This is a genomic window from Rhodococcus sp. As11 (assembly GCF_048957735.1).
Lineage (GTDB): Bacteria > Actinomycetota > Actinomycetes > Mycobacteriales > Mycobacteriaceae > Rhodococcus > Rhodococcus gordoniae.
In genome coordinates this window covers 90,337-117,013 of record NZ_JARDJE010000001.1, presented here as the reverse complement: position 1 = coordinate 117,013, position 26,677 = coordinate 90,337, and the positions used below count along the sequence as shown (strand labels likewise).

General features: G+C 68.5%; 26 protein-coding genes and 1 pseudogene. 17 read left to right on the top strand and 10 right to left on the bottom strand.

Translation table 11 applies throughout. From position 1 onward, the window contains the following. Positions 1-29: 29 nt before the first annotated feature. From PV766_RS00630 to PV766_RS00620, 3 genes are all read right to left on the bottom strand, one after another. Positions 30-518 (bottom strand): DUF2771 domain-containing protein, encoded by a 489-nt coding sequence (locus tag PV766_RS00630; protein WP_064064777.1) that lies wholly within the window; start codon positions 516-518, stop codon positions 30-32. Between the two features lies 1 nt (position 519). Further along, positions 520-2,196 carry an MFS transporter gene (locus PV766_RS00625; RefSeq protein WP_421096232.1) on the bottom strand — a complete coding sequence of 559 codons (1,677 nt, stop codon included), beginning with the start codon at positions 2,194-2,196 and terminating at the stop codon, positions 520-522. A 91-nt stretch (positions 2,197-2,287) separates the two neighbouring features. Next, complete coding sequence (locus PV766_RS00620) at positions 2,288-3,103, bottom strand: glutaminyl-peptide cyclotransferase (RefSeq protein ID WP_129977116.1); 816 nt, start codon at positions 3,101-3,103, stop codon at positions 2,288-2,290. 84 nt (positions 3,104-3,187) lie between these two features. Between PV766_RS00620 and PV766_RS00615 the strand changes: the two genes are divergently transcribed. The 3 genes from PV766_RS00615 to PV766_RS00605 are packed head-to-tail and all read left to right on the top strand — an operon-like array spanning position 3,188 to position 7,420. Further along, a complete protein-coding gene (locus tag PV766_RS00615; RefSeq protein ID WP_242496761.1) occupies positions 3,188-4,045 on the top strand; it encodes a DUF3027 domain-containing protein in 858 nt (285 codons plus the stop codon). A gap of 1 nt (position 4,046) precedes the next feature. Then, positions 4,047-6,884 carry a sacsin N-terminal ATP-binding-like domain-containing protein gene (locus tag PV766_RS00610; RefSeq protein ID WP_129977115.1) on the top strand — a complete coding sequence of 946 codons (2,838 nt, stop codon included), beginning with the start codon at positions 4,047-4,049 and terminating at the stop codon, positions 6,882-6,884. After that, positions 6,881-7,420 (top strand): phosphatase PAP2 family protein, encoded by a 540-nt coding sequence (locus PV766_RS00605; protein ID WP_064064774.1) that lies wholly within the window; start codon positions 6,881-6,883, stop codon positions 7,418-7,420. The genes PV766_RS00610 and PV766_RS00605 overlap by 4 nt, the downstream gene beginning before the upstream one ends. Before the next feature lie 38 nt (positions 7,421-7,458). Here PV766_RS00605 and PV766_RS00600 read toward each other — a convergent pair whose 3' ends face one another. Continuing rightward, positions 7,459-7,710, bottom strand: a complete 252-nt coding sequence (locus PV766_RS00600; RefSeq protein ID WP_016935129.1) for a DUF2530 domain-containing protein — start codon at positions 7,708-7,710, stop codon at positions 7,459-7,461. Positions 7,711-7,791: 81 nt separating this feature from the next. On the opposite strand from PV766_RS00600, the gene PV766_RS00595 reads away from it, so the two are divergent. From PV766_RS00595 to PV766_RS00560, 8 genes are all read left to right on the top strand, one after another. Next, positions 7,792-9,261, top strand: a complete 1,470-nt coding sequence (locus tag PV766_RS00595; RefSeq protein WP_064064773.1) for an NCS2 family permease — start codon at positions 7,792-7,794, stop codon at positions 9,259-9,261. A 44-nt stretch (positions 9,262-9,305) separates the two neighbouring features. After that, a complete protein-coding gene (locus tag PV766_RS00590) occupies positions 9,306-9,737 on the top strand; it encodes a MarR family winged helix-turn-helix transcriptional regulator (RefSeq protein WP_026002996.1) in 432 nt (143 codons plus the stop codon). A gap of 88 nt (positions 9,738-9,825) precedes the next feature. Beyond that, positions 9,826-10,632: a TrmH family RNA methyltransferase gene (locus PV766_RS00585; protein ID WP_421096231.1), complete on the top strand. Its 807-nt coding sequence runs from the start codon at positions 9,826-9,828 to the stop codon at positions 10,630-10,632. Further along, positions 10,629-10,901 (top strand): DUF2537 domain-containing protein, encoded by a 273-nt coding sequence (locus PV766_RS00580; RefSeq protein ID WP_064064771.1) that lies wholly within the window; start codon positions 10,629-10,631, stop codon positions 10,899-10,901. Before PV766_RS00585 ends, PV766_RS00580 begins: the two co-directional genes overlap by 4 nt. A 103-nt stretch (positions 10,902-11,004) precedes the next feature. Next, positions 11,005-11,430: a DUF7144 family membrane protein gene (locus tag PV766_RS00575; RefSeq protein WP_016932827.1), complete on the top strand. Its 426-nt coding sequence runs from the start codon at positions 11,005-11,007 to the stop codon at positions 11,428-11,430. Between the two features lie 307 nt (positions 11,431-11,737). Next, positions 11,738-12,154 carry an SHOCT domain-containing protein gene (locus PV766_RS00570; protein ID WP_016932825.1) on the top strand — a complete coding sequence of 139 codons (417 nt, stop codon included), beginning with the start codon at positions 11,738-11,740 and terminating at the stop codon, positions 12,152-12,154. A 207-nt stretch (positions 12,155-12,361) separates the two neighbouring features. Further along, a complete protein-coding gene (locus PV766_RS00565) occupies positions 12,362-12,787 on the top strand; it encodes a DUF7144 family membrane protein (protein ID WP_421096230.1) in 426 nt (141 codons plus the stop codon). Between the two features lie 133 nt (positions 12,788-12,920). Further along, complete coding sequence (locus tag PV766_RS00560) at positions 12,921-14,504, top strand: alpha/beta hydrolase (protein WP_421096229.1); 1,584 nt, start codon at positions 12,921-12,923, stop codon at positions 14,502-14,504. A gap of 36 nt (positions 14,505-14,540) precedes the next feature. On the opposite strand, the gene PV766_RS00555 is transcribed toward PV766_RS00560, so the two are convergent. From PV766_RS00555 to PV766_RS00540, 4 genes are all read right to left on the bottom strand, one after another. Continuing rightward, a complete protein-coding gene (locus tag PV766_RS00555) occupies positions 14,541-15,242 on the bottom strand; it encodes a DUF6928 family protein (RefSeq protein ID WP_421096228.1) in 702 nt (233 codons plus the stop codon). 14 nt (positions 15,243-15,256) lie between these two features. Beyond that, on the bottom strand, positions 15,257-16,111 hold the full coding sequence (gene sepH, locus PV766_RS00550) for a septation protein SepH (RefSeq protein ID WP_421096227.1): 855 nt from the start codon (positions 16,109-16,111) through the stop codon (positions 15,257-15,259). A 221-nt stretch (positions 16,112-16,332) separates the two neighbouring features. Then, entirely contained in the window at positions 16,333-17,454 is a 1,122-nt protein-coding gene (gene serC, locus PV766_RS00545) for a phosphoserine transaminase (protein ID WP_016932820.1), read from the bottom strand. Between the two features lie 103 nt (positions 17,455-17,557). Beyond that, entirely contained in the window at positions 17,558-18,685 is a 1,128-nt protein-coding gene (locus tag PV766_RS00540) for a citrate synthase 2 (RefSeq protein WP_129977112.1), read from the bottom strand. 165 nt (positions 18,686-18,850) lie between these two features. Here PV766_RS00540 and pdxH point away from each other — a divergent pair, with 165 nt between their 5' ends. The 5 genes and pseudogenes from pdxH (at position 18,851) to PV766_RS00515 (ending at position 23,513) form a co-directional block, all read left to right on the top strand. After that, positions 18,851-19,555 carry a pyridoxamine 5'-phosphate oxidase gene (pdxH, locus tag PV766_RS00535; protein WP_421096226.1) on the top strand — a complete coding sequence of 235 codons (705 nt, stop codon included), beginning with the start codon at positions 18,851-18,853 and terminating at the stop codon, positions 19,553-19,555. Further along, positions 19,552-20,820: an MFS transporter gene (locus PV766_RS00530; RefSeq protein WP_421096225.1), complete on the top strand. Its 1,269-nt coding sequence runs from the start codon at positions 19,552-19,554 to the stop codon at positions 20,818-20,820. Before pdxH ends, PV766_RS00530 begins: the two co-directional genes overlap by 4 nt. 622 nt (positions 20,821-21,442) lie before the next feature. Continuing rightward, entirely contained in the window at positions 21,443-22,741 is a 1,299-nt protein-coding gene (locus tag PV766_RS00525) for a citrate synthase (RefSeq protein ID WP_016933032.1), read from the top strand. A 49-nt stretch (positions 22,742-22,790) separates the two neighbouring features. Beyond that, a pseudogene (locus tag PV766_RS00520) lies at positions 22,791-23,141 on the top strand (FKBP-type peptidyl-prolyl cis-trans isomerase); the annotation flags it as partial. Further along, complete coding sequence (locus tag PV766_RS00515) at positions 23,118-23,513, top strand: FKBP-type peptidyl-prolyl cis-trans isomerase (protein ID WP_232284705.1); 396 nt, start codon at positions 23,118-23,120, stop codon at positions 23,511-23,513. The pseudogene PV766_RS00520 and the gene PV766_RS00515, both read left to right, overlap by 24 nt. Positions 23,514-23,600: 87 nt before the next feature. On the opposite strand, the gene PV766_RS00510 is transcribed toward PV766_RS00515, so the two are convergent. Further along, positions 23,601-24,296 (bottom strand): TetR/AcrR family transcriptional regulator, encoded by a 696-nt coding sequence (locus PV766_RS00510; RefSeq protein WP_064064798.1) that lies wholly within the window; start codon positions 24,294-24,296, stop codon positions 23,601-23,603. Between the two features lie 77 nt (positions 24,297-24,373). On the opposite strand from PV766_RS00510, the gene PV766_RS00505 reads away from it, so the two are divergent. After that, complete coding sequence (locus PV766_RS00505; RefSeq protein WP_421096224.1) at positions 24,374-26,173, top strand: acyl-CoA dehydrogenase; 1,800 nt, start codon at positions 24,374-24,376, stop codon at positions 26,171-26,173. On the opposite strand, the gene PV766_RS00500 is transcribed toward PV766_RS00505, so the two are convergent. Beyond that, positions 26,156-26,668 (bottom strand): hypothetical protein, encoded by a 513-nt coding sequence (locus PV766_RS00500; RefSeq protein ID WP_165369251.1) that lies wholly within the window; start codon positions 26,666-26,668, stop codon positions 26,156-26,158. The genes PV766_RS00505 and PV766_RS00500 overlap by 18 nt on opposite strands. Between the last annotated feature and the right edge of the window lie 9 nt (positions 26,669-26,677).

The following is a 26,677-nucleotide window of genomic DNA, read 5'->3' as shown; positions in this document are numbered from 1 at the left end:
AGCGGCCCGGCGTCGTTCGTGCGGCCGGATCAGAAGGTCTTCACGGCCCAGACTGCGTGCGCGATCGGTTCACCGGCCTCGTCGACCACGGCCGACGGCAGCTGGATCTCGACCCCGAGCAGCTGCAGCTCGGGAGAGCTCTTCACAGTGAGCGTCCGACGCGCCCCGGCCTCGAACATGGCGCCGTCGACGTAGGTCTGACCGGTCTGCGTGTCGCCGTAGACGGTGATGATGCGCCACGGAGCATCGGCGATCTCCGCGGGGAGCGACAACTGCAGCGGGTAGCCCGCCGGCACGTCGAGCTGACCGATGGGGTTCTCCACGCAGTCCTCGAGATAGAGATTGCAGTGTTGCGCGGGGTCGACCGTCACGGTCTTTCCCCGGGCGTACGCGGTGATGGTCGGAAGCGTGGGCTCGGCCGAATCGACCAGTTTCCACACCGTGGCGGCGACTCCCCCCACCACGATCACCAGGGCCACCAGCAGCAGCGCGAGAGTCTTCTTCGTCCGGGCCTGCAACTCAACTGTTCCAATCTTCGGTGGGGGATCCGCCGGCGCGTCGTCGCCCGGCAGCCGTCTCGGTGGAGACGCGTTCGGGTCGACGGCCGCCGAATCCCGGTAGCAACGTCCCCCCACGGTATGTCAGCACCGTCTGTGCGAATCCGACGACCAGCACCACGGAGACCACGGCGAATCCGAGCCACAGTTCGGTGGGCAGCAGCACGCCCATCGCCCCGCCGAACACCCAGCTGAGCTGGAGGACGGTCTCGGACCGTCCGAATCCCGACGCGATCGATTCCTCCGGGAGGTCCTGCTGGAGCGACGCGTCGAGCGAGACCTTGGCGAGCGCGCTGGCGCACGCCGCGACGAGCGCCGCCAGGGCTGCGGTCAGGACGTTGCCGGTCGCGGCGACCACGGCGGCCACGACCACGACCGCCGCGGTGCACCGCACGACGATCAGGGCGGGCCGCCCCAGCGCGAGTCGCGCTCCGGTCGCATTGCCGGCGAAGTTGCCGATCGCGGCGGCGGCGCCGACACCCCCGAGCATCGCGGCCTGCATCAGCGGATCCTGTCCGGTGGTGTTCTTCGCGACGAACGCCATGAACAGGGTGAGGAAGCCGGTGAGGATGCGGATCGTGCCGTTGCCCCACAGTCCGGTCACGACGGCCCGTCCGAGGGGCTGTTTCCGTTTTCCGGACTTGGTGACGATCACCTCGGTCACGGTGTCGGAATGCAGCACCTCGGTACGCGCATCGGAGCGGTGGTACGACAGTGTCGCCGGTACCTCGCCCTCGGTGACCTCGACCCAGGCCGGGATACGCATGCTCAGATAGGCGCCGAAGGCGGTGATCCCGGCGCACAGCCACAATGCTCCCGCCGACCCGAACGCCCACGCGGCGGCCGCCGCGACCGCGCCGGCGCCGATCGTGCCGCCGACCAGGCCGAAGACCGTCAGCCGGGAGTTCACCCGCACCAGATCGATCTCCGGTGGCAGGACGCGTGGGGTCACCGCGGATTTGAGTACCGCGAACGATTTGCTCAGCACCATCATGCCCAGGGCGGCCGGATACAGCAGCCAGCTGTCGAAGTTGAACACGAGCACCATCGCGAGCACCGTGCGCAGCGCGAAGGACGTCGCCAGCGCGAGACGGCGACCGTGCTGCAGCCGATCGAGCAACGGCCCGATGAGCGGCGCGATGATCGCGAACGGCGCGATCGTGATGAGCAGATACAGCGCGACCTTCGTCTTGTCCTCCCCGGTGGCCGCCGAGAAGAACAGGGTGTTCGCGAGGGCGACGGCGATCGCCGCATCGGAAGCGAAGTTCGCCATCGTCGCGTAGGTGAGCGCGGTCAGTCCCGACTTGTCGGCGCCGTCGGCGGTGGCGGCCCGGCGGAACGTCGCGATGCCCTTCGAGGTGAGTTCGCGGCTGCGCAGAGCCGCGACCCGCGTCACCGTCAGCTTCCGCGGCATGCGCGGAGCGCGCGGTGCATCGGTGCCGGACGCGGACTCGTCGCGATCGGCACCCGGCGCACCCGCAGGTCGGCGCGGGTGGTCGACGGGATGCAGGGGTGGCAGGGGAGTGCGACGTCCCGAGACGCGGCGGGGAGGCGGATAGTTGCTGTACCCCGGATGCTGCGAGCCCGGGGCAGGTCGGTCTGCTCCCTCTGGGGCGGGTCGCTCGTCCGGTTCGGTCACGTCTTCGATTCTTCCCCACGCTGTAGCGGCTGTAACACAAGGGCGGGTCGTGGCCCCGGTGAGGCGTGTCGCGATCGGTATGCCACCCGGATCACCCCACGAAACGCACCTCGAACAGGGTCGGCCAGTACTTGCCCGTCACCAGGAACCGGTCGGTTCCCGGGATCTGCGCGATGCCGTTGAGGACGTCCACCTCGGCCCCGTCGGGCAGCAGATCGCGCAGCGGCGCCGCGTCGATCCGCGCGTCCACCCGGCCGGTGGACGGATCGATCCGCACGATCTCGTCCGTCTGCCAGACGTTCGCGTAGACACTGCCGTCCTCGGCGCACTCGAGCTCGTTGAGATTCGTCACGGCGCGGCCCTCCCGGTGCACGGTGACGCGTCCGATCTCGGCGAAGGAGGTGGGGTCGCGGAAGATCAGCTCGGCCGAGCCGTCGCTCATCACCAGACGGTCGGGCCGGGCGCACAGCCCCCAGCCTTCGCCGTCGTAGCCGACGCGGCGCTTCTCGAGAAGCGTGTCGCGATCGCGCACGACGGCGGTGCCGTCCTTCCAGGTCAGTTGCCACAGCTCGTCGTCGACCACGGTGATGCCCTCCCCGAAGAAGTCGTCGAGGACGGGCTCACGGGTGCGTTCGGCTTCGGCGAGTGTGAGGGTGCCGCCGTCGACGTCGACCTCCCGCGCCGAGACCCACGAGTGTCCGGCACGGCCGGTGCCTTCGAGCAGTTCGTCCTCGTCGATCTCGAGGCCCTGGGTGAACGCCTCCGGATCGTGAGGGTGTGTGGCGACGACCTCCACACCGAGCTCGGTGGCCGGTGGCCCGGGTTCGGCGACGAGATCGTCACCGCATCCGGCGGTGGTGACGCAGACGATCGCCGCGACCGCGGCCGAGAGAAGAAGACGGGACACGCGCCCATCCTGCATCGCATGTGCGACCCGCGTCTGCACCAGCTTCCGCGACCCGCGGGCGCCCGGGCCGACAGGTCAGGCAGAATGGGGGCCGTGAGTGTTGCCTCTGCTTCCGCTTCCCGAGGAACGAACCCCGTGGTCGATCCGGCGGTGCGTTCCGTGCTCGCCGACGCCGCCGACCTCGCTCGGGCCGCACTCGACGAACTCGGAGACGGTGGAGTCGGCGCCTATCTGGGCGTCACGCGCGAGGACGAGTGCTCGGCCACCCACCGCTTCGTCGCGGAGCTTCCGGGCTACCGCGGTTGGCAGTGGGCCGTCGTCGTGTCCGCCGCACCGGATTCCGACCGGGTGACGGTGAGCGAACTCGTGCTCCTGCCCGGCCCCGACGCCCTCGTCGCGCCCGAGTGGGTGCCGTGGAGCGAGCGGATCCGTCCCGGCGATCTCGGTCCCGGCGATCTGCTGGCTCCCGCTCCCGACGATGTGCGGCTGGTACCCGGCTACATGCAGTCCGGCGATCCCGAGGTCGACGAGACCGCCCTCGAGATCGGGTTGGGCCGCAGGCAGGTCATGAGCCTCGAGGGTCGCCTCGAAGCAGCGCAGCGGTGGTTCGACGGCGAGTACGGCCCCGGTTCGGAGATGGCGAAGGCCGCCCCGTCCTCGTGCCGCCTGTGCGGTTTCTACCTCCCCCTCGCAGGTTCGTTGCGTGCGGCCTTCGGGGTATGCGGCAACGAGTTCGCCGCCGACGGTCATGTCGTGCACGCCGAGTACGGGTGCGGTGCGCATTCCGACACCTCTCTGCCCACCGGCGCCGGCTCCCCGCTGTACGAGGCATTCGACGATTCGGCCGTGGAGGTCGTCGAACTCGGCTCGGCGCCCGCCGAGTCCGCGGACGAGCCTGCCGCTGCCGAGTCGTCCTCGTCCGAACCGGAACAGACCGACTGACGTGACCCGGCCGGGCCCCGCGGATCCGTTCGGGACCGCGGCGTTACGCGAGGGAATCCTCGCGGCGTGGTCGTCGTCGCCCACCCGCCTCCGGGAGGACGCCGCCACCGAGGCCGATCACGTCCGTGCGGGGTACCGCGATCGCGTCCTGACCGAACTCGCCCAGAACGCCGCCGATGCCGCCGCGCGCGCCGGTACACCGGGGGAACTGCGGGTACGGGTCGCCGACGGTCGGCTCCATGTCGCGAACATCGGCGAGCCGCTCGACGTGGGCGGTGTCCATGCACTGACCGCGCTGCGCTCGTCGAACAAGAGCGGTACCGCATCCACAGTGGGACGGTTCGGTGTCGGCTTCACCGCGGTGCTGGCGGTCTCCGACGACATCGAGGTCCGTTCGCGGACCGGCTCGATCCACTTCTCGGCCGAGCGCACCCGCTCGGTCCTCGCCGAGCGGGGCCTGCCGGAACCGGAGTCCGGTGTCCCGGCGCTGCGCCTCGTGTGGCCGACGGCGACACCACCGGTGCCCGGCAGCGACACCGAGGTCGTGCTGACCCTGCGTGCCGGGGTCGACCCGGTCGCGCTGCTCGATGCCTTCCGCGCCGAGGCCCACGACATCCTGCTCGAACTTCCCGGCCTGCGCACCGTCGTCATCGGCGACGACGAGTTCACCCGCCACCGGCGCGAACTCGACAACGGCCTGGGGGAGGTGCGGATCGGCGGTCGCACCTGGTGGGAGTTCACCGGATCGTCGGCGCGGTGGCTCGTCCCCGTCGTGGACGGCCGGGTCGCACCGGTCGGCAGCGACGTCCTGCGCGCTCCCACCCGCTCCGACGAGGAGTTGTCGCTGCCCGCGATCGTCGTCGCCGACGTCGCGATGCAACCCGACCGGCGGCGCGTGCTGCCCGGGGCCCACGTCGAGAACGTCGCCCGCGGGTACGCGCGGTTCGTCGCGGCTCTGCCCCCCGACCAGCGACTCGACCTCGTGCCCCTCCCGGGCTTCGCGCGCAGCGAGGTCGACGGCAGGATCCGCGAGGCGATCCTCGACGACCTGGCCGCCGGAGCGTGGCTTCCCGCAGCCGACGGCGACGCCGATCTGGTACCGGACCGGGCCGTCGCGTTGCCCGGTCTCACCGACGAGCTCGCCGACGTCCTCGGTGAGGTCGTCCCCGGGCTCGTGATCCCGGAGCTGTGCGGCCCGCGACATTCGTCGGCGCTCTCGGCCGTCGGAGTGCACCGGCTCGGTCTCGCGCGACTGGCCGAACTGCTCTCCGGCCACGAACGCGATCCGAAGTGGTGGAACCGCCTCTACGAGGCGCTGACTCCGCTCGTCGTCGACGCGGTGGCGGCCGAGGAACTCGCATCCCTGCCGGTTCCGCTGTCGGACGGCCGGACCGTGACCGGCCCGCGCACGACCGTCCTCGCGACGCAACTGCAGGATGTGGGCGCGGTGTCGATGCCGTGGGTGCGCCTCGTCCATCCCGAGGCCGCGCATCCTCTGCTCGCCCGGCTCGGAGCCGGCACCGTGACGGTCGAGGATCTGCTCGCCGACCCGGCGCTCGCCGCCGCTGTCGAGGACGCCGATCCCGACGACATCGACCCGGACGGCGACCTCCCGGCCGGCGAGCTCGCCGACGTCGTGCTCCGGCTGGTGCCGTTCGCCTCCGCTGCGGCCGTGCCTCGCGAACTCGGGGCGTTGCTGCTGCCCGACACCCACGGCGATGCCGTTCCCGCCGACGAACTCCTGCTCCCCGGCGCGCCGCTCGCCGAGGTGCTGGTCGAGGACGCACCCTTCGGCACCGTCGACCCGTCCGTCGTCGACCGGTACGGGGCCGACGCGCTGCGCGCGATCGGTGTGGGCTGGGGCTTCACGGTCCTCCGCGCCGACCTGCCCACCGGTCCCGATCACGACCTGCCCGACGAACACCTCTGGTGGGAGCGACTCGACGACGATCCCGAGACACTCGTCGCGGTGCGCGATCTCGATCTCGTCGACGATCGTCGCTGGTCACGGGCGCTGACCCTGCTGGCGACCGAACCCACTACGGCCGAGGCGCTCGCCGACCCTGCCGGATACACCGCGTGGTACCTGCGCACCCGCGCGTCGCTCGACGGCCGGCCCCTGGGGCACTACCGCTTCGCCGACGACGTCCTGTTCGACGGTCTCCTCGATCCCTGCACCCATCCCGACGCGGCCGCCTTCCGCGGTGCCCTCGCCGGAACGGTGATCGAGGACCTCGACCTGGCACAGACACTGCTCGACCGGCTCGCCGACGAGAGCCGATCGCCGGGACCGGCGGCGATCGTCGCCGCTCACGACGCGCTCGCCGCGGCCTTCTCGTCGGGCGGTCTCGATCCCGAGTCGGTCACCCTGCCCGACGGGGTGCGCAGCCTGGCGGGCACCGTCGCCGATGCCGCGGACGCCCTCGTCCCCGACCGTCCGTGGTTCGCGGCCGTCATCCCGCACGACCGGCTCGTCACCGGCGGACGGGGAACCGCGCACGCGCTTGCGGACGTGCTCGACATCGCCGTGGCGTCGGCGGTCGTCGACGCCGAACCCGTCGAGCAGGGACACAGCTCGACCTGGGAACGCGAGCCTGCCGCCGTCCTGGCCGGGATCGTCGCCGGTGTACCGCTGCCGCGCGGGGTGCTCGCCCTGCACGACCGGCTGGTCGTGCGCTGCTCCGGGGCTCTGGCCGGTGAGATCGAGGTCGAATGGTGGGTCGATGCCGCCGGCACCGTCCACAGCACGCCGAAGGGCCTGGCCGCCGCGCTCACCGCGCTCGCGGCGGGCCGCGCGACCGTGGTGGCAGCTGCGCCGCACCGGGGAACCGGACCGTGACGATCGACGTCGCGGTGCTCGACTGGATGGTCTCGATCCGCGAGCCCGTACTGACCACCACAGTGACCGTCCTCACCCATACGGGTGGGGGAATCGCGACGAGTCTGATCGCGACGGTGACGACGTTGTTGCTGGTGCGCGCCGATCGTCTGCGCGATGCCGTCTTCGTGGCCGGTGCCGTACTGACGGGCTGGCCGGTGATGTCGCTGCTCAAGCATCTGTTCGGCCGCGTCCGGCCCCCCGAACCCGAACGACTGGTCGTCCTGCACACCGAGTCGTTCCCTTCGGGACATGCGATGACCAGTGCCGTGCTGGCCACGGTGCTCGTGGCGGTGGTGGTGCGCACGTGGCCGCGGGGGGATCGTCGCCGGACGGTCGCGACGGCGGCGCTCGCAACGTACACCCTGGCCATCGGGTTCTCCCGCGTCTACCTGGCCGCGCACTGGTTCACCGATGTCGTCGCGGGCTGGATCTTCGGGATCACATGGGCCGTGCTGTGGGTGTGGTTGATCACTCGCGTGCGGATCCGCCGCTGACCCGCCGTGGGTGTCTCGCGGACGGCGGTGTACGGGAATCAGTCCAGACCCACCTGGGCGCCGCGGTCGCCGCGACGGGCGGCGCGACGCTGCAGCAGGAAGAGCGCAGTTCCCAGCAGCCCCACCAGGATTCCCGCCACGCAGATCGGTAGCGCATCGTCGCGGAGATCGCCGCCGACCCACAACACGACGACGGTCGCCACCACCCACAGAGCGGTTCCCACGGCGAGCGCGGGGCGGGGGTCGGCGAGGCGTCGGATACGGGCGGCGACGAGCTGGGCGGGTTCCACGGATTGCAGATTAGTTCCTTCGCGCTGCAATAATCGGTTCCCGTTGCGACGCCCCGTACTCGACGAGCGGATTTTGTGGACATGGCCGTAGGCACCGACTCCAAGCGAACGTCCTTTCTGGACGCCTATTTCAAGATCACCGAGCGCGGTTCGACCGTGTCCCGGGAGGTGCGTGGCGGCATCGTCACGTTCTTCGCGATGTCGTACATCGTGGTCCTCAACCCGCTCATCCTCGGTAGTTTCTCCGCCGACGACGCGAGCGCGAAGGTCGACGTGCTGGGCAACATCCTGCCCATCAATCAGGTCGCGGCCGTCACCGCGCTGGTCGCCGGCTTCATGAGCATCGTCTTCGGTGTGGTCGCCAACTATCCGTTCGCCATCGCCGCCGGCCTGGGCATCAACAGCCTGCTCGCGGTGACCATCGCCCCGCAGGTGACCTGGCCCGAAGCGATGGGTCTGGTGGTCATCGACGGCATCATCATCGTCGTGCTGGCCCTGACCGGCTTCCGCACCGCGGTGTTCAACGCCATCCCGGCGGAACTGAAGGCCGCCATCGCCGCCGGTATCGGCGCCTTCATCGCCATGATCGGTCTCGTCGACGCCGGCTTCGTACGCCGCATCCCCGACGCCGCCGGCACCACCGTTCCGGTCGGCCTGGGTATCGACGGATCGATCGCCTCGTGGCCGACCTTCGTCTTCGTCGTCGGTGTCCTGCTGATGGGTGTGCTCGTCGCACGCAAGGTGCGCGGCGGACTGCTGATCGGCATCGTCGTCACGACCATCCTGTCGATGATCATCGAAGCGGTCACGGACGTCGGTCCGTCCCTGGGCACCAACCCGAAGGGCTGGAACCTCAGCACCCCCGAGGCCCCGGACTCCTTCTTCGGGATCCCGGACCTGAGCCTCGTCGGCAATGTCGACCTGTTCGGCGCGTTCACCCGCATCGGCGTGATCGCCGCGACGCTGCTCGTGTTCACCCTCGTCCTCGCGAACTTCTTCGACGCGATGGGAACCATGACCGGTCTCGGCAAGGAGGCCGACCTCGCCGACAAGAACGGCACCCTGCCGGGCATCGGCAAGGCCCTCGTCGTCGAGGGCACCGGCGCCATCGTCGGTGGCGGCGCCTCGGCCTCCTCGAACACGGTGTTCGTCGAATCGGCCTCGGGTATCGCGGAAGGAGCCCGCACCGGCCTGGCCAACGTGGTCACCGGCGTGTTGTTCCTGCTCGCGATGTTCCTGACTCCGCTGTACGAGGTGGTCCCGATCGAGGCGGCCGCTCCGGCGCTGGTCGTGGTCGGTGCCCTGATGATCGGCCAGGTCCGCGACATCGACTTCTCGGTGTTCGCCGTGGCGTTGCCGGCCTTCCTGACCATCATGGTCATGCCGTTCACCTACTCGATCGCCAACGGCATCGGCGTCGGCTTCATCACCTGGGTGGTCCTGCACGCGGCCAGCGGCAAGATCCGCACCATCCATCCGCTGATGTGGATCGTCGCGGGGCTGTTCGCCCTGTACTTCTCGGTCGATCCGATCACGGAACTGCTCACGTAGAGGGCCGAGGCGTGTTTCGGGCGATGTGACGTATTCTGCACGCCATGATCTCGGATACACGCGCACTCGCCGGTGACCTCTCACTCGCCGTTGTGCGTCTGACGCGTCATTTGCGGGGGCGACGCACCGATTCCCGAGTTTCCCTGACCCAGATCTCGGCGATGGCCACCCTCGCGCAGGAGGGTGCGATGACCCCGGGGGCGCTGGCTGCGCGCGAACGCGTCCAACCGCCTTCGATGACCAGGGTCATCGCCTCGCTTCACGAACTCGGCCTCGTCGAGCGGACACCGCATCCCACGGACGGACGACAGATCATCGTGACGTTGTCCGACGCCGGGACCGAGTTGCTCGCCGACGAAGCCCAGGCACGTGAAGTGTGGCTGACCGAACGGCTCGAGAATCTCGACTCCGCATCGCTCGCGACGCTGCGCGAGGCCGTGGGTATCCTCACGGCGCTGGTCGCGGAAGACGACTGACCGTACCCCCGGTCGCGTCGACCTCGTGTCACGGTCGCGTCGACCGACCCGGTGCGGGAGGGGACGCGGACGCTGGGAGAATGTCCCGGTGGTTCACGTCATCGACATCGACGATCCTTCCGACCCCCGGGTCGACGATTTCCGCGATCTCAACTCGGCGGATCGTCGGCCCGACCTTCCCGGTCGGAAGGGGCTGGTGATCGCTGAGGGTGTGCTGGTCGTCCAGCGCATGCTCGATTCCCGGTTCTCTCCGGCGAGCCTGCTCGGAGTGGGTCGACGGCTGGACGAACTCGCCGGCGACCTGTGCGACGTCGACGTGCCCTTCTACCGCACCGACGCCGGAACCATGGCCGAGATCGTCGGGTTCCACCTCAACCGAGGCGTGCTCGCGGTCTCGCACCGACCCGCACCGTTGTCGCTCGACGAGGTCCTCGGCAAGGCGACCACGGTCGCGGTGCTCGAAGGGGTCAACGACCACGAGAACATCGGCTCGATGTTCCGCAACGCGGCCGGCCTCGGTGTCGACGGTGTGCTTTTCGGGAAGGGCTGCGCCGACCCGTTGTACCGCAGGGCGGTCCGCGTGTCGATGGGGCACGTCCTCCGTGTTCCCTTCACGCATCTCGACCGATGGCCGTCCGACCTGGATCAGTTGCGTGGCAAGGGATTCCAGCTGATCTCGCTGACTCCCGATCCGCAGGCGATCCCGCTCGCGGAAGCGATGACGGAGGAGAAGGTCGCACTGTTGCTCGGTGCCGAAGGCCCGGGTCTGACCGAGCAGGCGATGCGGGCGACCGACGTGCGTGCCCGAATTCCCATGGCGCCCGGCACGGATTCGCTGAACGTGGCCACTGCGGCGGCGATGGCGTTCTACGAGCGGGTCCGGCTGCCGCGATGATCCCGGCTCGCGACCCCGCGCCCACCCCGTGGGGGACGGGGCTCACACTGACGGCATTCTCCTTCGTCGCCACCGTCATCGCCGTCGTGGCCTGCGGCCGGGTGCTCGGCCGGATCGATCCGGTTCTCGCGGTCGTCGTCAACATCGTGACGGCCGCGGGAATCGTCCCGACCGTGTGGTCGTGGCTGCGGGTGCCGGTGCTGCGCTGGCTCGCGGCCGGTGTCGTGGGCGGCGTGCCGTTCGGGTGGCTCGCGCTGCTCGTGGCCTGACCGTTCCGGGTGTGCTCACCGGCGGAGGAAAATCGTCAACCCCTACTGGAGAATTCCGGCGGAGCGCACACTCGATGATGACGGGTCGTCCGGAAGGAGCATCATGTCTCACAATGTGCATGCCGATCGGGAGGAAATGTCGGTCAAGCAGGGTCTGGCCGCGGGAACGTCGGTCGGCGCCGCGATCATCATGACCTTGATCGGCGCTCTGCAGCTGTTGCAGGGGATTGCGGCGGTCGCCGAGGACGAAGTGTTCGTCACCGGTCAGGAGTACGTGTTCAGGTTCGATCTCACCACGTGGGGGTGGGTCCACATCGTCGTCGGTGTCGTGATGGTGATCGTGGGCATCGCGTTGATCTCCGGGGTGACATGGGCGCGGGTGTCGGCGATGGTCATCGCCGCGCTGTCCATCCTGGTGAACTTCATGTGGCTTCCCTACTATCCCGGGTGGGCGCTCGCGATCATCGCACTCGATGTAGTGGTCATCTGGGCGGTCGCAACCTGGAACCCCCGGGCGGTGTACTCCTGATCGACCCGATCCGGTACCGAAACGCGCCGATTGCGCAAACCGGCGCCCTCCACCCGGGAACGGGCGTATGGTATATCCGGCCCTCCCGAACAGAGGGACGGAGGTCGTCATGACCGAAGATGGACCTGCCGAAGCCCGAATCGGACAGTCGTCACGATTCGACACCGGTGTCGACGAGTGGACCGGGGGCCGCGAGTAGTGGCAGTGCCGTTGCGGCACACCGCAGGACAACAGAATTCGAGATCTTCATTCTCCGGTGGTTTCACAGGGCATCGCCCGCCATCGGTTCGGCCGGGGAGGTTCGGCTATGGATTCATTCTGGGACTACGTGTGGTACACCGTCGTCGTGTTCGCCTTCGTGGCGTATCTGATCGTCCTGTTCCAAATCATCGTCGACCTCTTCCGGGATCACTCCGTATCCGGTTGGGTGAAAGCGGTGTGGGTCATCGGTCTGGTGGTCCTTCCGTACCTGACGGCGTTGGTCTACCTGATCGCTCGCGGTCGGGGAATGGCGCTGCGGGCACAGCAGGCCCAAGCGGAGGCGAAGCAGGCCACCGACGAATACATCCGGACCGTGGCGGCCGGGAAGTCCCCGGCTCAACAGATCGCCGATGCGAAGGCCCTGCTCGACTCCGGTGCGATCACGCCCGCGGAGTACGAACACCTCAAGGCTCAGGCGCTCGGTAACGCCACGACCGGACGTGACGGCGTGCCCATCGCGTGAACATCGTCGCGGGAAGGGCACTGCGACGGTGCCCTCCCGCGGTCGGCTCGTGCGTTCGACGCCTCGTCGAGTCGAGAAGCCGGCGGTTGAAAGTGCAAGGGTGGCAGCATAAGCCGGAAACGCCCTTGCTCTGAGAATCGGATCGTGACCGCTCCTCGCGAGGAGCGGCGCACGGTCGATGTCTTCTTCCTACACGAGAGGATTGTCATGTCGCAGGATGTACGCCCCGACCGGGGCGGGACGAGTGTCGAACAGGGTATCGCCGCAGGCACCTCGATCGGCGCAGCGATCATCCTGGCAACCGTCGGCATCGTCCAGATCTTCCAGGGCATCGCCGCGGTGGCCGAGGACGAAGTCTTCGTGCAGGGCGTGGAGTACACGTTCAAATTCGACTTCACTGCGTGGGGATGGATCCACATCGTCCTCGGTGTCGTGATGCTGGTCGCCGGTCTCGCGTTGATGAGCGGCGCCATGTGGGCTCGCGTCACGGCCATCGTCATCGCCGCGTTGTCGATCCTTGCGAACTTCATGTGGTTGCCGTACTACCCGTGGTGGTCGATCCTGATCATCGCGCTCGATGTGGTTGTGATCTGGGCGGTTTCGACCTGGCAGCCGCGTTCCGACTACTACTGACGCGGCCGTGCAGGAAGGCGGTCGCAGCGTTCGGGGCGGAGCGGTGGGGAACATCACGACCGAGTCCGGCGCTTCCCGTTCGCAGCGACGACGGAGTGCACTGCATCTCACGCTTCCCGGGTGTTGGGGTGCAGTGCTTTTCGCATGTTTGTCCTTCACCCCGTCGTTGCTTCCGCGCGGTGGGATCCTGCAGGGGATGATCTGCGGGATCACGGCCGCGATCGGATACGGCCTCGGGGTGCTCCTCGCGTTCGTGTGGCGCGCGTTCGCCGACCGGCCTCTTCGGTCTCCCAAGGCTGCGTCGTGGTGGATCTTCGGAGTCTGCGGGGCGGTCCTCTTCGCGGTCTTCTTCGGACTCGGCCAGTACTGGCAGCACGAAATCCGATCTCTGATGGGGATTTCCGAGTACGATCTCGTGTTCACGGTGCTCTCGCCGGTCATCGCGGTACTGGTGTTCGGCCTCCTCCTGGCGATCGGACGCGGTATTCGCGGTCTGTATCGCTGGGCGGCGAAGACGCTCGACCGGTGGATCGGGCAGCGAGCCGCGAACGTCGTGGGATGGGTGCTCGTCGCCGGCCTGGTGTACGCGCTCGTCTCCGGCGTGCTGCTGGCAGGTTTCATCGACGTCGCCAACACGGCGTTCTCGGCACGGGACACGCAGACCGAGGAAGGTGTGCAGCAACCGACGACCGCGCTGCGCTCCGGCGGACCGGATTCGGTGGTGCCGTGGGATTCCCTGGGGTGGCAGGGGCGGATCTTCGTCGGGCAGGGTCCGTCCACCGAGCAGATCGGCCGGTTCACCGAAGGTCCTGCCCTCGAACCGATCCGGATCTACGCCGGTCTGGCGTCGTCCGAGGACACCGAGACGCGAGCGGCGCTGGCGGTCGAAGACCTCACGCGGGCAGGCGGATTCGAACGCCGGAATCTGGTGGTGGTGACGACGACCGGGAGTGGATGGGTGGATCCGGCTCTGGTGGACTCCGTCGAGTACCTCACCGGCGGCGATGTCGCGACCGTTGCCATCCAGTACTCCTACCTGCCTTCGTGGATCTCCTATCTGGTCGACCAGTCGAAGGCGAGGGAAGCCGGACGCGATCTGTTCGACGCGGTCTACGACGTCTGGTCCAAGCTTCCTCAGGACGCCCGCCCCCGGTTGTTCGTGGCAGGTGAGAGTCTCGGTTCGTTCGGTGGGGAGACGGCCTTCAGCGGCGAGTACGACCTGCGCAATCGGACGGCGGGTACGGTGTTCGCCGGTCCTCCGAACTTCAACGTCCTCTTCCGGGAGTTCAGCGATCGCCGGGACGAGGGCAGCCCGGAGGTCGAGCCGGTCTTCCGGGACGGTCGCACGGTGCGATTCACGAACGACCCGCAGGCGGGTATTCCTCCCGACGCCGCTCCGTGGGAGGGAAGTCGGGTGCTGTATCTGATGCATCCGTCGGACCCGATCGTGTGGTGGAGTCCGCGTCTGATCACGAGCGAACCGGATTGGATCGGTGAAGCCCCCGGTCGCGACGTGCTCGAGGACATGGTGTGGATACCGTTCGTGACGTTCTGGCAGATCACGGCAGATCTGCCTTTCTCCACGGGTGTGCCGGCCGGTCACGGCCACAAGTACAGCACCGAGTACGTGGACGCCTGGACCATCGTCCTCCAGTCCCCGGAGATCACGCCGGCGGACGTCGACTCCCTGAAAACTCTTATCACAGAAGGGGAATGAACAGTCCGGTCGAGATTCCGGGGTAGGGGCGGGAGGTCAACGCGCCACGAGGCGCCGCCACCAGCCGGTCTTCGGAGCCGGGGCGGTGACCTGCGGGACCGGGGTGCGCAGCGTGAAACTCCACGTCTCGATCTCGCGCGGGTCCGGTTCGTCGTGGCGACGCCCGACGTAGCGGAATCCGAGCCATGCGCCGTGCGCCTCCTCGACGAGCTTGCGGGGGTGGAAAGGCAGGGACTCCGGGGGCGGTGGGATGTTCGGCGGCCAGCGGAGCGGATGGTCACCCGCCCAGAACGGCCGTTCCCACACGAACGGCAGGCCCTCGTCCTCGAAGAACTCGACCGTGCTCGCCCCGAAACTGCGTCGCAGCCTGCCGCACTCCCACACGGCGAACGATCCCCACGCGCCGGCCGGATCGGAGGCCAGCAGGCAGGTGTGTTCCGCGGCGGGCGTACGCAACCACATCGCGGGAAGCTCCGATGGGTGGCGCAGTGCGAATCGGCGGTTCGACACGACCGTCACGCCGGGATAGCTGCCGACCCAGAACCGTTCGACCGAGTCCGCCGTATCGTCTCGACCGACCTCGGTCAGCGGAACCCGCACACCGGGATCGACGTGGACGTCGGGGAACATGCGCGACAGAAGTGCCTGCGCCGCATCACGATCCGGGGAGAACTCGCGCAGGACCGCGGCAGGATCGGGTGCGTCGACGTACCAGAGCGTCGACACCGTCGCCGACATCGCCGACGTCTTCCTCAGACGCGTCCGTTACTGCGCACACCGAGCAACACGTCGTCCCACGAGGGGAGGGCCGGCTTGCCGCGCTTGTCCTTCGCGGGGGCCTGTGGTGCCTCGTCGCCCACGGTGGCGGCGACGGCAGCCTCCTCTGCAGCGGCCGGCTCGGGAGCCGGTTCTTCGGCAGCGGGGGACTCCAGTGCGATCGGGGCGTGACGTTCGGCGTTCTCGGCCTCGGTGGAATCGTCGACGTCGCGCGCCGAGTAGACCGGGGTCAGGTAGCGCAAAGGACGACCGCAATCGGGATCCACCAGATCGGCCGCGATGTCGTCGAGAGCGGTGATCGTGCCACCGTGCGCATCGGGCTGGTACCGCCAGTGGGCCCGGTTCGTGGAACGACCGGCGTGCCACCGCAACTGCGCGACCCAGAATCCGTCGTCGTCGCGCCAGGCATCCCATTCGGCCTCGTCGAGGCTGTGCCCACGGGCGCGGAAGGCATGCGTGACGATGTCGAGCAGGGTTTCGACAGCAGGTCCGTCGGGTCGGACCGGGTGACCCTTCTTGGCCATGTCGGCGGCCCGGGACCGTTCGAGCAGAACGGGATAGGCGAACCGTTCGACCTTGGCGACGGGGATGCCCGCCTCGTCGGCCACCTGTTCGACCGAGGCGCCGCCGCGGATGCGGGCCTGGATCTCGCGAGGACGGAGCTGGCTGGTCGTCTCGATCTGGATCTGGCCGAGACGGGCCAGATCCCCGCGAGCGGCTGCGCGCAGGGTGTCGTCGACGGGAATGCGGAACTTGTCCCCCGTCGTGGGATCGGCGAGCACCACATGCTTAGCATCGGGCTCGAGACCGACCACTCGAAGCTCTCGCACCTTGACCTCCTCGCGCCGATCGCGATTGACCCGCCCGACTGTAACCGACCGCGATATTTTTCGTGGCCGGACACGCCGCGCCACGCCGAGTGGCATCGCAAGAAATCCGGCGCGGCGCGTTATCGTCCAGGGTTCGCCGAAATGTCTCGATGCGAGGTCGAGACTCGAACGACAGCGGGGCCGGGTCCGATCCCGGACCCGGCCCCGCTTCGCGAGCGTGCTCAGAGCTGGGAGACGACCCAGTCGATGCTCTTGGTCAGCTGCGAGACGTCCTCGGGATCGATGGCCGGGAACATGCCGACGCGCAGCTGGTTGCGGCCGAGCTTGCGGTAGGGCTCGGTGTCGACGATGCCGTTGGCGCGCAGGATCTTCGCGACCTGGGCTGCGTCGACCGACTCGGCGAAGTCGATGGTGCCCACGACCTGCGAACGCAGTGCCGGATCGGCGACGAACGGGGTCGCGTACTCGGATGCCTCGGCCCACTCGTACAGGCGCGCGGACGAATCCTTCGTGCGGGCGACCGCCCAGTCGAGCCCGCCGTTGCCGTTCATCCACTCGATCTGGTTGGCGAACAGCAGCAGGGTGGCCAGCGCCGGGGTGTTGTACGTCTGGTCCTTGCTGCTGTTGTCCACCGCGATCGGCAGCGACAGGAACTCGGGGGTGAAACGACCCGACTCCTTGATCTCCGCGACACGCTCGAGCGCGGCCGGGCTCATCAGCGCGATCCACAGACCACCGTCGGCGGCGAAGCACTTCTGCGGAGCGAAGTAGTACACGTCGGCGTCGGCGATGTTCACCGGCAGGCCGCCGGCACCCGAGGTCGCGTCGATCGCGATCAGGGCGTTGTCGGAACCGGCAGGGCGCTGCACGGGAACCGCGACACCCGTCGAGGTCTCGTTGTGCGCCCAGCCGATGAGGTCGGCCGACGCGTCGGCGACGATCTCGGGGGCCGAACCGGGCTCCGAACCCACGACGATCGGGTCGCCGATGAACGGGTTCTTCTTCGCGACGGTCGCGAACTTCGACGAGAACTCGCCGTAGGTGAAGTGCTGCGAACGCTCCCGGATCAGACCGAACGCCGCGGCATCCCAGAAGGCGGTGGTGCCACCGTTGCCGAGGACGACCTCGTAACCCTCCGGCAGGGAGAACAGGTCGCGCAGACCCGAGCGGACACGGGCGACGACGTCCTTGACCGGCTTCTGCCGGTGGCTGGTGCCGAACACCGAAGCGCCGACATCGACCAGCGACTGCAGCTGCTCGGGACGAACCTTGGAGGGGCCGCAGCCGAAGCGGCCGTCTGCGGGCTTCAGGTCGGCGGGAATGATCGGTGACGCGTCTGCCATCGGAATGCGTGTCCTAAGAGTCGAGGGACATGGTGCACAGGTAGTCTAGACCGCCTCCTCGGAGCCCCGGCCGGGCGCTGGTCGGGCCCGGCCGGGGGAGGGGTCAACGGTGTGCGATCGAGTCCCAGCCCGTGACCTCCGAGGCAGGTCGCGGATCCGGGCCTGTGTAGATCGCCGCGGGACGCACCAGCTTGCCCAGGCGCTTCTGCTCGAGGATGTGCGCGCACCAGCCGGCGGTGCGCCCGCAGGTGAACATCGCAGGCATCATCGCCGCAGGGACCTCCGCGAAATCGAGGATCACCGCGGCCCAGAACTCGACGTTGGTCTCGATCGCGCGGTCGGGGCGACGCTCGCGCAGTTCGGCCAGCGCGGCCTGCTCGAGCGCGGCCGCGGCCTCGAAGCGGGGAGCGTCGAGCCGCTTCGCGGTGCTGCGCAGCACCCGGGCGCGGGGGTCCTCGGCGCGGTACACACGGTGACCGAAGCCCATGAGCTTCTCCTTGCGGTCGAGGATGCCCTTGACCAGTCCGCGCGGATCGCCGGTGCGTTCGGTCTCCTCGATCATCGGCAGCACGCGGGCCGGGGCGCCGCCGTGCAGCGGCCCGGACATCGCGCCGACGGCGCCGGAGAGCGATGCGGCCGCGTCGGCGCCGGTGGAGGCGATGACCCGGGCGGTGAACGTCGAGGCGTTCATGCCGTGCTCGGCCGCCGACACCCAGTAGGCGTCGATCGCCTCGACGTGCTTGGGATCGGGATCGCCCTTCCAGCGCACCATGAAACGCTCCGTGACGGTGCTCGCCTCGTCGATGCGCTGCTGCGGCACGGCGGGCTGATAGATGCCGCGGGCCGATTGGGCCACATAGGACAGGGCCATCACCGCGGCACGCGCGAGATTGTCGCGGGCCGTGGCGTCGTCGATGTCGAGCAGCGGACGGAAACCCCAGATGGGTGCGAGCATCGCCAGCCCCGCCTGGACGTCGACACGCACGTCGCCGGTGTGGATCGGGAGGGGGAACGGCTCGGCCGGGTACAGGCCGCGACCGAACTCGCCGTCGACGAGCAGAGCCCACACGTCGCCGAAGGTGACTCCCTTCTCGACGAGTTCTTCGATGTCGACCCCGCGATAGCGCAGTGCGCCACCGTCCTTGTCGGGCTCGGCGATGTCGCTCGTGAAGGCGACCACGCCTTCGAGTCCTGCGACGAAATCCTCGGGAACTGACGTGCGCATTGCCATGACGGTTGGGCTCTCCTCATTCGAGCACGGCCCGGTCCGAGCCGCGCTGCCGGTGGAATGAGGTCACCGCCAGGTGTGATCGGCACCCCACTCGGGTCGTCCTGAAAACTGTAGTCCTCGTGGTCCGAGCGCCGCCTTCCGGATGCCGGAGTACCGTCGTCGTTCGTGCCGTCCGATACACCGTTGCCGCGCCCCGAGGGAGACGACCTCGCGCGTATGCGTGTCGACTACAGCCCGGCCGGGCCGACCGACGAGTCCCCCGCCGACCGCGATCTCACCCCGGACGATGTCGCCGGAGGCTGGCTTCCGCTGTTGCGTACGTGGTTTGCGAACGCGGTCGCCACCGCTGTGCCCGAACCCAATGCGATGGTGCTCGCGACCGTCGACGAGCAGGGCCACCCGGCGACCCGCACCGTGCTGTGCAAGAAGATCGACGCCGACGGCCTGACCTTCTTCACGAACTTCGAGTCCGACAAGGGCCGCCATCTGGCCGGGCATCCCTACGCTTCGGCAACCTTCCTGTGGCTGCCGGTCTACCGGCAGGTGACGGTCCGCGGACCGGTCGTCCGCGTGCCCGACGATCAGACGCTCGCGTACTGGCACACCCGTCCGCGCGGATCACGACTCGGCGCGTGGGCGTCGCAACAGTCACGGCCGGTGGGGGAGCGGGCCGATCTCGAGCACGCCCTCGTCGAGGCCGCCGAGCGGTACGACCTCGACGACGACATCCCGGTGCCGCCGTTCTGGGGCGGCTTCCGGATCGTGCCGGAGTCGGTCGAGTTCTGGCAGGGCCGACCCAATCGGTTGCACAACAGGATCCGGACCCGCTCGGTCGACGGTCGCTGGGTCACCGAGCGCCTGCAACCGTGAGGCGGTTGCTCGCCGACACCACACCCCTGCGCACCAAGGATTACGCCCGGCTGTGGTGGGCCGGGATCGTTACCGTCATCGGCGCCCAGATGGCCGTGGTCGCCGTGCCGCAGCAGATCTACGAGATCACCCGCAATTCGGCATATGTGGGCCTGACCGGTGTCTTCGGGCTGGTTCCCCTCGTGGTCTTCGGACTGTGGGGTGGAGCCCTCGCCGACGCCATGGATCGCCGGAAGCTGCTCCTGATCACCTCCGCCGGACTCGGTGCCACGTCCCTGCTGCTGTGGGTGCAGGCGGCGAGCGGACTGGACAACGTGTGGATCCTGCTGTGTCTGTTCTCGGTGCAGCAGGCGTTCTTCGCCGTCAACCAGCCGACCCGCGCGGCGATCATCCCGCGGTTGCTGCCGACGGGGCAGATCGCGGCGGCCACCTCGCTGAACATGACGGTGGTGCAGTTCGGTGCCATCGCCGGGCCGTTGTTCGCGGGTGCCCTCATCCCGGTCGTGGGTCTGCCCACTCTCTATCTGCTCGACGCGATCTTCCTGCTCGCAACCCTGTGGGCGGTGGTCCGGCTACCGGCGATCCCGCCGCTGGGCGAGGTGACCCGCGCCGGTCTGCGCGCGGTGTTCGACGGCTTCCGGTATCTGTCCGGACAGAAGATCCTGCTGGCGTCGTTCGTCGTCGACATCGTCGCGATGGTGTTCGGGATGCCGCGCGCGCTGTTCCCGCAGATCGCCCACGAATCGTTCGGTGATCCCGCGCAGGGTGGCTTCGCCCTCGGTCTGCTGTTCGCGGCGATGTCGGTGGGCGCGGTGATCGGCGGCGTCTTCTCCGGGTGGCTGCCGCGGGTGCAGCGCCAGGGACTGGCCGTGATCGTGTGCATCGTCCTGTGGGGCGTGGCGATGGTCGGCTTCGGCGCCGCGGTGTGGTGGGCCGAGCCCGACGGCAGCGGTCTGCTGCTGTGGCTCGCCCTGTTCTTCCTGGCGTTCGGCGGGGCGGTCGACATGGTGTCCGCGGCCTTCCGCTCGACGATGCTGCAGACCGTCGCCACCGACGAGATGCGCGGCCGCTTGCAGGGTGTGTTCATCGTCGTCGTCGCGGGAGGACCGCGCATCGGCGACGTGCTTCACGGCGCCGCTGCGGCCGCGGCAGGAACCGCGGTCGCCGCGGCCGGCGGCGGCGTGCTCGTGATCGTCGGCACGCTCGTGTGCGTCGTCGCCTTCCCGGCCTTCGTGCGCTACCGGGTCTCACGCACCCTCGGGTGACGACAGGTCCACATTCTCGCCGGAAACGACTTCGTCCGGAAGCGGCGCGTGCAACCCGGTGACGGCGATGCGCGGGGTTGCGTCATGCCGATTCGAAACACTCTGCCGCGCAGAATGTTCTGCACGATGCCGGGGCGCTGTTCTCCGCCGCCGCTGTTCTGCGCCTCGAAGCGGAAGGATCCCTCCGAAGGGACGGCGGACGACGCCGGGATGGTGTGGTCGCCCGACGGGCAGCCGGTGATGGCGGCGATCCTGTCGGACTCGACGACCGATGAACCGATGCGCCTCTCGAGGGTGCAGCCGTCGCGCAGGCCACCGCCGCACTCCTCGATGTGCTCCTCGCGGTGCCGTGAGTAGAGTGACCGCGTGGGCGCCGGATACGCGCAGATCCCCGCGTAACGACCTTGGTGAGACTTGGGTAGTATTGCCGCAGGTTATCGGCGTGTGCCGGCCTTGCGGCGCTGTCGCAGAGGGTGCGGGCGAGCGTTCGGAGCCCACATGGACGACATACCGATCGGGGACTTTCGGCGGACCCTGCCTCAGCGCATACCCCGCGCTACGGCTAGGTTCTACGTGAATGTCCGGAAGTTTCTCGTAGGTCTGAGCTTGAGAGGGATCCTTCGTGCCCGCTGAGAATGACACCAACCCCACCCTCAGCTACCCCGGTGGCGAACACACGATGTCGATCGCCAAGGCGACGGAAGGCAATGACGGTATCGAGCTGGGCAAGCTCCTTGCGGCGACCGGGTACACCACCCTGGATCCGGGTTTCGTCAACACCGCCTCCACCAAGTCGGCGATCACGTACATCGACGGTGAGGAGGGCATCCTGCGGTACCGCGGATACCCGATCGAGCAGCTCGCCGAGAAGTCCACGTTCATCGAGGTCAGCTACCTGCTGATCTACGGTGAGCTGCCGACCGCGGAGCAGCTCGAGGTCTTCACCGACAAGATCCGCCGCCACACCCTGCTGCACGAGGATCTCAAGCGGTTCTTCGATGGCTTCCCGCGCAACGCGCACCCGATGCCCGTCGTGTCGAGCGCTGTCAACGCCCTGTCGGCGTACTACCCCGACTCCCTCGACCCGGACGACTCCGAGCAGGTCGAGCTGTCGACGATCCGTCTGCTCGCCAAGCTGCCGACCATCGCGGCCTACGCGTACAAGAAGTCGGTCGGTCAGCCCTTCCTCTACCCCGACAACTCGTTGTCGCTGGTCGAGAACTTCCTGCGCATGACCTTCGGCTTCCCGGCCGAGCCCTACGAGATCGATCCCGAGATCGCGCAGGCGCTCGACATGCTGCTCATCCTGCACGCCGATCACGAGCAGAACTGCTCGACCTCGACGGTGCGTCTCGTCGGCTCGTCCGATGCCAACCTCTTCACGTCCATCTCGGGTGGCATCAACGCGCTGTGGGGCCCGCTGCACGGCGGCGCCAACCAGGCCGTGCTCGAGATGCTCGACGGCATCGCCAAGTCCGAGGGCGACGTCAAGGATTTCGTCCGCAAGGTCAAGAACAAGGAAGACGGCGTGAAGCTCATGGGCTTCGGGCACCGCGTCTACCGTAATTACGACCCGCGGGCCGCGATCGTCAAGAAGACCGCCGACCGCATCCTCAAGAAGCTCGGTGCGGGCGACGAACTGCTCGAGATCGCCATGAAGCTCGAAGAGGCCGCGCTCACGGACGACTACTTCATCGAGCGCAAGCTGTACCCGAACGTCGACTTCTACACGGGCCTGATCTACCGTGCGATGGGCTTCCCGGACCGCATGTTCACCGTGCTGTTCGCCCTCGGCCGCCTGCCCGGCTGGATCGCGCACTGGCGTGAGATGCACTCCGACCCGACCCTGAAGATCGGCCGTCCGCGTCAGATCTACACCGGCTACACCGAGCGGCCGTACACGTCCCTCGAGGAGCGCTGACCCTCGTAACGACCGGACATCTCGACCGAATCCCGACGAGGAGACACGCATGACAAAGCCCGAAATCGAGTTCCAGGAGGGCCCCGCTCCCACCCAGTTGGTCATCAAGGACCTGGTGGTCGGCGACGGTGCCGAGGCGGAACCCGGATCGAAGGTCGAAGTCCACTACGTCGGGGTCGAGTTCGATTCCGGTGAGGAGTTCGACTCGTCGTGGAGCCGCGGTGAGTCCATCACCTTCCCGCTGTCCGGCCTGATCGCCGGCTGGCAGGAAGGCATCCCGGGCATGAAGGTCGGCGGGCGTCGCCAGCTGACCATCCCGCCGGAACTCGCCTACGGTCCGGCCGGATCGGGACACCGCATGTCCGGCAAGACCCTCGTGTTCATCATCGACCTGCTCGCCGTGCAGGTGCCGCCGGAGGTTCCGACGATCGAGCCGGCGACCGGCCCTGCGCCCGCCGATCTCGTGATCGAGGACATCACGATCGGTGACGGCGACGAGGCCCAGCCGGGCGGCGTGGTCGATGTGCACTACCACGGTGTGGAGTACGAGACCAACGAGGTGTTCGACTCGTCGTTCGCTCGTGGCGACTCCGCCCGGTTCCCGCTGGGACGGCTGATCCCGGGTTGGCAGGAGGGCATTCCGGGCATGCGCGTCGGTGGACGTCGCAAGCTCACGGTGCCCCCGCAGCTCGCGTACGGACCGGCCGGTTCCGGGCATCCGCTCGGAGGCAAGACACTCGTCTTCGTGATCGATCTGCTCGGCGTCGGATAACCGCGCCCGCAACGACATTCGAGGCCCGCGACAACGGTGGTCACACCGATGTCGCGGGCCTCGTCGTCGTTCGGCGGCCGGCCCGGGTCAGTGTGGGGGTGCCCCGAGCATCGACAACGCCAGGTCGACGTAGTGGCGGGCCAGGTCGTCGACGTCCATTCGGCCCGGGCGGTACCACCGGGCGACATCGATTCCCAGCGACAGGACGGCCAGGGCTGCGGTGGGCACGTCGCCGACGCGGAACGCACCGCTGCCGACTCCGGAGGAGATGACCTCGCGGACCACGGCGTCGGTGCGCCGGCGGATCTCGGCGATCTCGCGGTAGTGCTCCTCCGAGAGCGCGTGCAGTTCGTACTGCGCGACGCGGCAGGTCGTGTGGTGCACCGCGTGGATCCGCACGAACCGGTCGACGATCGCGCGCATCCGTTCGACCGGATCGGTGGAGATCGCGGCAGCGCTCTCGACCTCCTCGAGAACGTGGAGGTGTCCGTTGCGACCGGCTTCGAAGAGTACCGCCTCCTTGGACGGGAAGTGCACGTACAGAGCGGCGGGGCTCAACCCCGCGCCGACGGAGATGTCCCTGGTGGTGGTCGCGTGGTAGCCACGTCGGGCGAAGGACTCCACGGCGGAGGCGACGAGCCGGCGCGCGACGTCGGATCCGCCGCCCGGAAGGGCGGCGGCGGGGGAATCGACGGTAACGGGCGCGTCGGAGGTCTGCTCGGGTGTGTCGGTCACGGGGTCCGTCCTGCGGGTCGCGGAAAAGGCGTCGTTGACATCATGCACCGGCATTGCTCTACTGAGTGAGCGCTTAGTTCGTTCCTGCTGCGGCCGGATACCCGCGTCGCCCGAAAGGATCCCCGATGCCCTCTCCTCTCCTGTCCCGCCGCGATCTGGACTTTCTTCTCTACGACTGGCTCGACGTCGAGTCCCTGACCACGCGGACACGCTTCGCCGACCACTCTCGGGAAACCTTCGACGCCGTACTCGCCCTGAGCGCCGACATCGCCACCAAGCACTTCGCGCCGCACAACAAGAAGGCCGACGCCCAGGAACCCCGCATCGGGGAGGACGGCCGCGTCGAGATCATCCCCGAGGTCAAGGACGCCCTGGAGCTGTTCTCCAAGGCGGGCCTCCTCGCGGGCGGATTCGACGAGGAACACGGCGGGATGCAACTTCCGGTGACGGTGCAGCGCGCGTCGATGGCGTGGTTCCAGGCGGCGAACGCCGGAACCTCCGCCTATCCCTTCCTCACGGCGGCGAACGCGAGCCTGCTCGTCGCGCACGGCAGCGACGAGCAGATCGCCACCTTCGTACCGCCCATGCTCGAGGGGCGCTTCTTCGGCACCATGTGCCTGTCCGAACCCCAGGCAGGTTCCTCGCTCGCCGACATCACCACCAAGGCCGTGCCCGCGGACGACGGCTCCTACCGCCTCACCGGCACCAAGATGTGGATCTCCGGCGGCGATCACGAACTCACCGAGAACATCGTCCACCTCGTCCTCGCCAAGATCCCCGGCGGACCGGACGGGGTGAAGGGCATCTCGCTGTTCATCGTCCCGAAGTTCCTCGTCGAGGCCGACGGCACCCTCGGCGAACGCAACGACGTCGCTCTCGTCGGCCTCAACCACAAGATGGGCAACCGCGGCACCACCAACACCCTGCTCAACTTCGGGGAGGGCGTCCACACGCCCGGCGGAAAGGCCGGTGCGGTCGGCTACCTGCTCGGCGAGCCGCACAAGGGCCTGTCGTACATGTTCCACATGATGAACGAGGCGCGGATCGGCGTCGGCTTCCTTGCCACCTCCCTCGGGTACGCCGGATACCTGCAGTCCCTCGACTACGCCCGCACCCGCACCCAGGGCCGTCCGCTCGGCGCGAAGGATCCGGCCTCACCGCAGGTTCCCCTCGTCGAACACGCCGATGTACGGCGGATGTTGTTGGCGCAGAAGTCGTACGTCGAAGGTGCGCTGGCGTTGGGCTTGTACTGCTCGAAGCTCGTCGACGACCAGCGCACCGCCGAGAGCGAAGCGGCGCGCGCACGCGCCGGTCTGCTGCTGGACCTGCTCACGCCCATCGCGAAGTCCTGGCCGTCGCAGTGGTGCCTCGAGGCCAACAGCCTCGCGATCCAGGTGCTCGGGGGCTACGGCTACACCCGCGAGTTCGACGTCGAACAGTTCTACCGCGACAACCGCCTCAACCCCATTCACGAAGGCACCCACGGTATCCAAGGTTTGGATCTGCTCGGCCGCAAGGTGATCATGCAGGGCGGTGCCGCTCTTGCGCTGCTCGGCGAAACGGTAGGACGGACCATCGCGCAGGCGACACGGGCAGGGGGTGACGCCGCCGCTTACGCGGAACAGCTGGGCGCGGCCGTGGGGCGCGTCGCGGAGACCACCGCGACACTGTGGTCCACCGGCGATCCCGCTGTGGCCCTGGCGAACTCGTCGGTCTATCTGGAAGCCGTCGGGCACGTCGTCGTGGCATGGCTGTGGCTCGAGCAGCTCCTCGCCGTAGGCGACCGCGAGGGTGACTTCTTCGACGGGAAGCGCGCTGCCGCACGCTATTTCTTCCGTTTCGAACTGCCGAGGACCGGCCCGCAGTTCGATCTGCTCGCGAGCCTCGACCGGACGACCCTGGACGTGTCACCGTCGGCTCTGTGACGGTCTCTCCCAGGTCACCGTGAGCGACCCGCCGACCGGTAGCGCATGCCACCGGTCGGCGTAGTCGTCGAAGGTGTCCACGATGCGGTCGACCACCGGTACGACGTCCTTCTCGGAGACATGGGCCGGCAGCCCGTCTGCCGGGCGGCGCCGCGCCTCCCAGACGGGGACGGCGATGCGCGCCAGTTCCTCCGACCTGATCATGTCGGCCTCCGCGCGCGGGGGCATCGCATGCTTCTTCGACCTGCGACGCCGACCGGCCCGGGTTCGTTCTGCGTCGTCGGCAGGCCAGAACAGGCCGTTGTCGCCGGCGGCCAACTGCCCGTAGACGCCGAGCTCGATGCCCGCCTCCCTCTCGACCAGCAGGTGCACGAGGTCGTGGGGGAGATAGGGGTGACCGCCCGGGCCGTTGCGCGGAGCGAGTTCCGGTCCGGTCTCGCGATGCACCGCGATCTCGTACCCGATGCCGGGACCTTTCGTGAAGACGACGCGCATGGCCGTCAC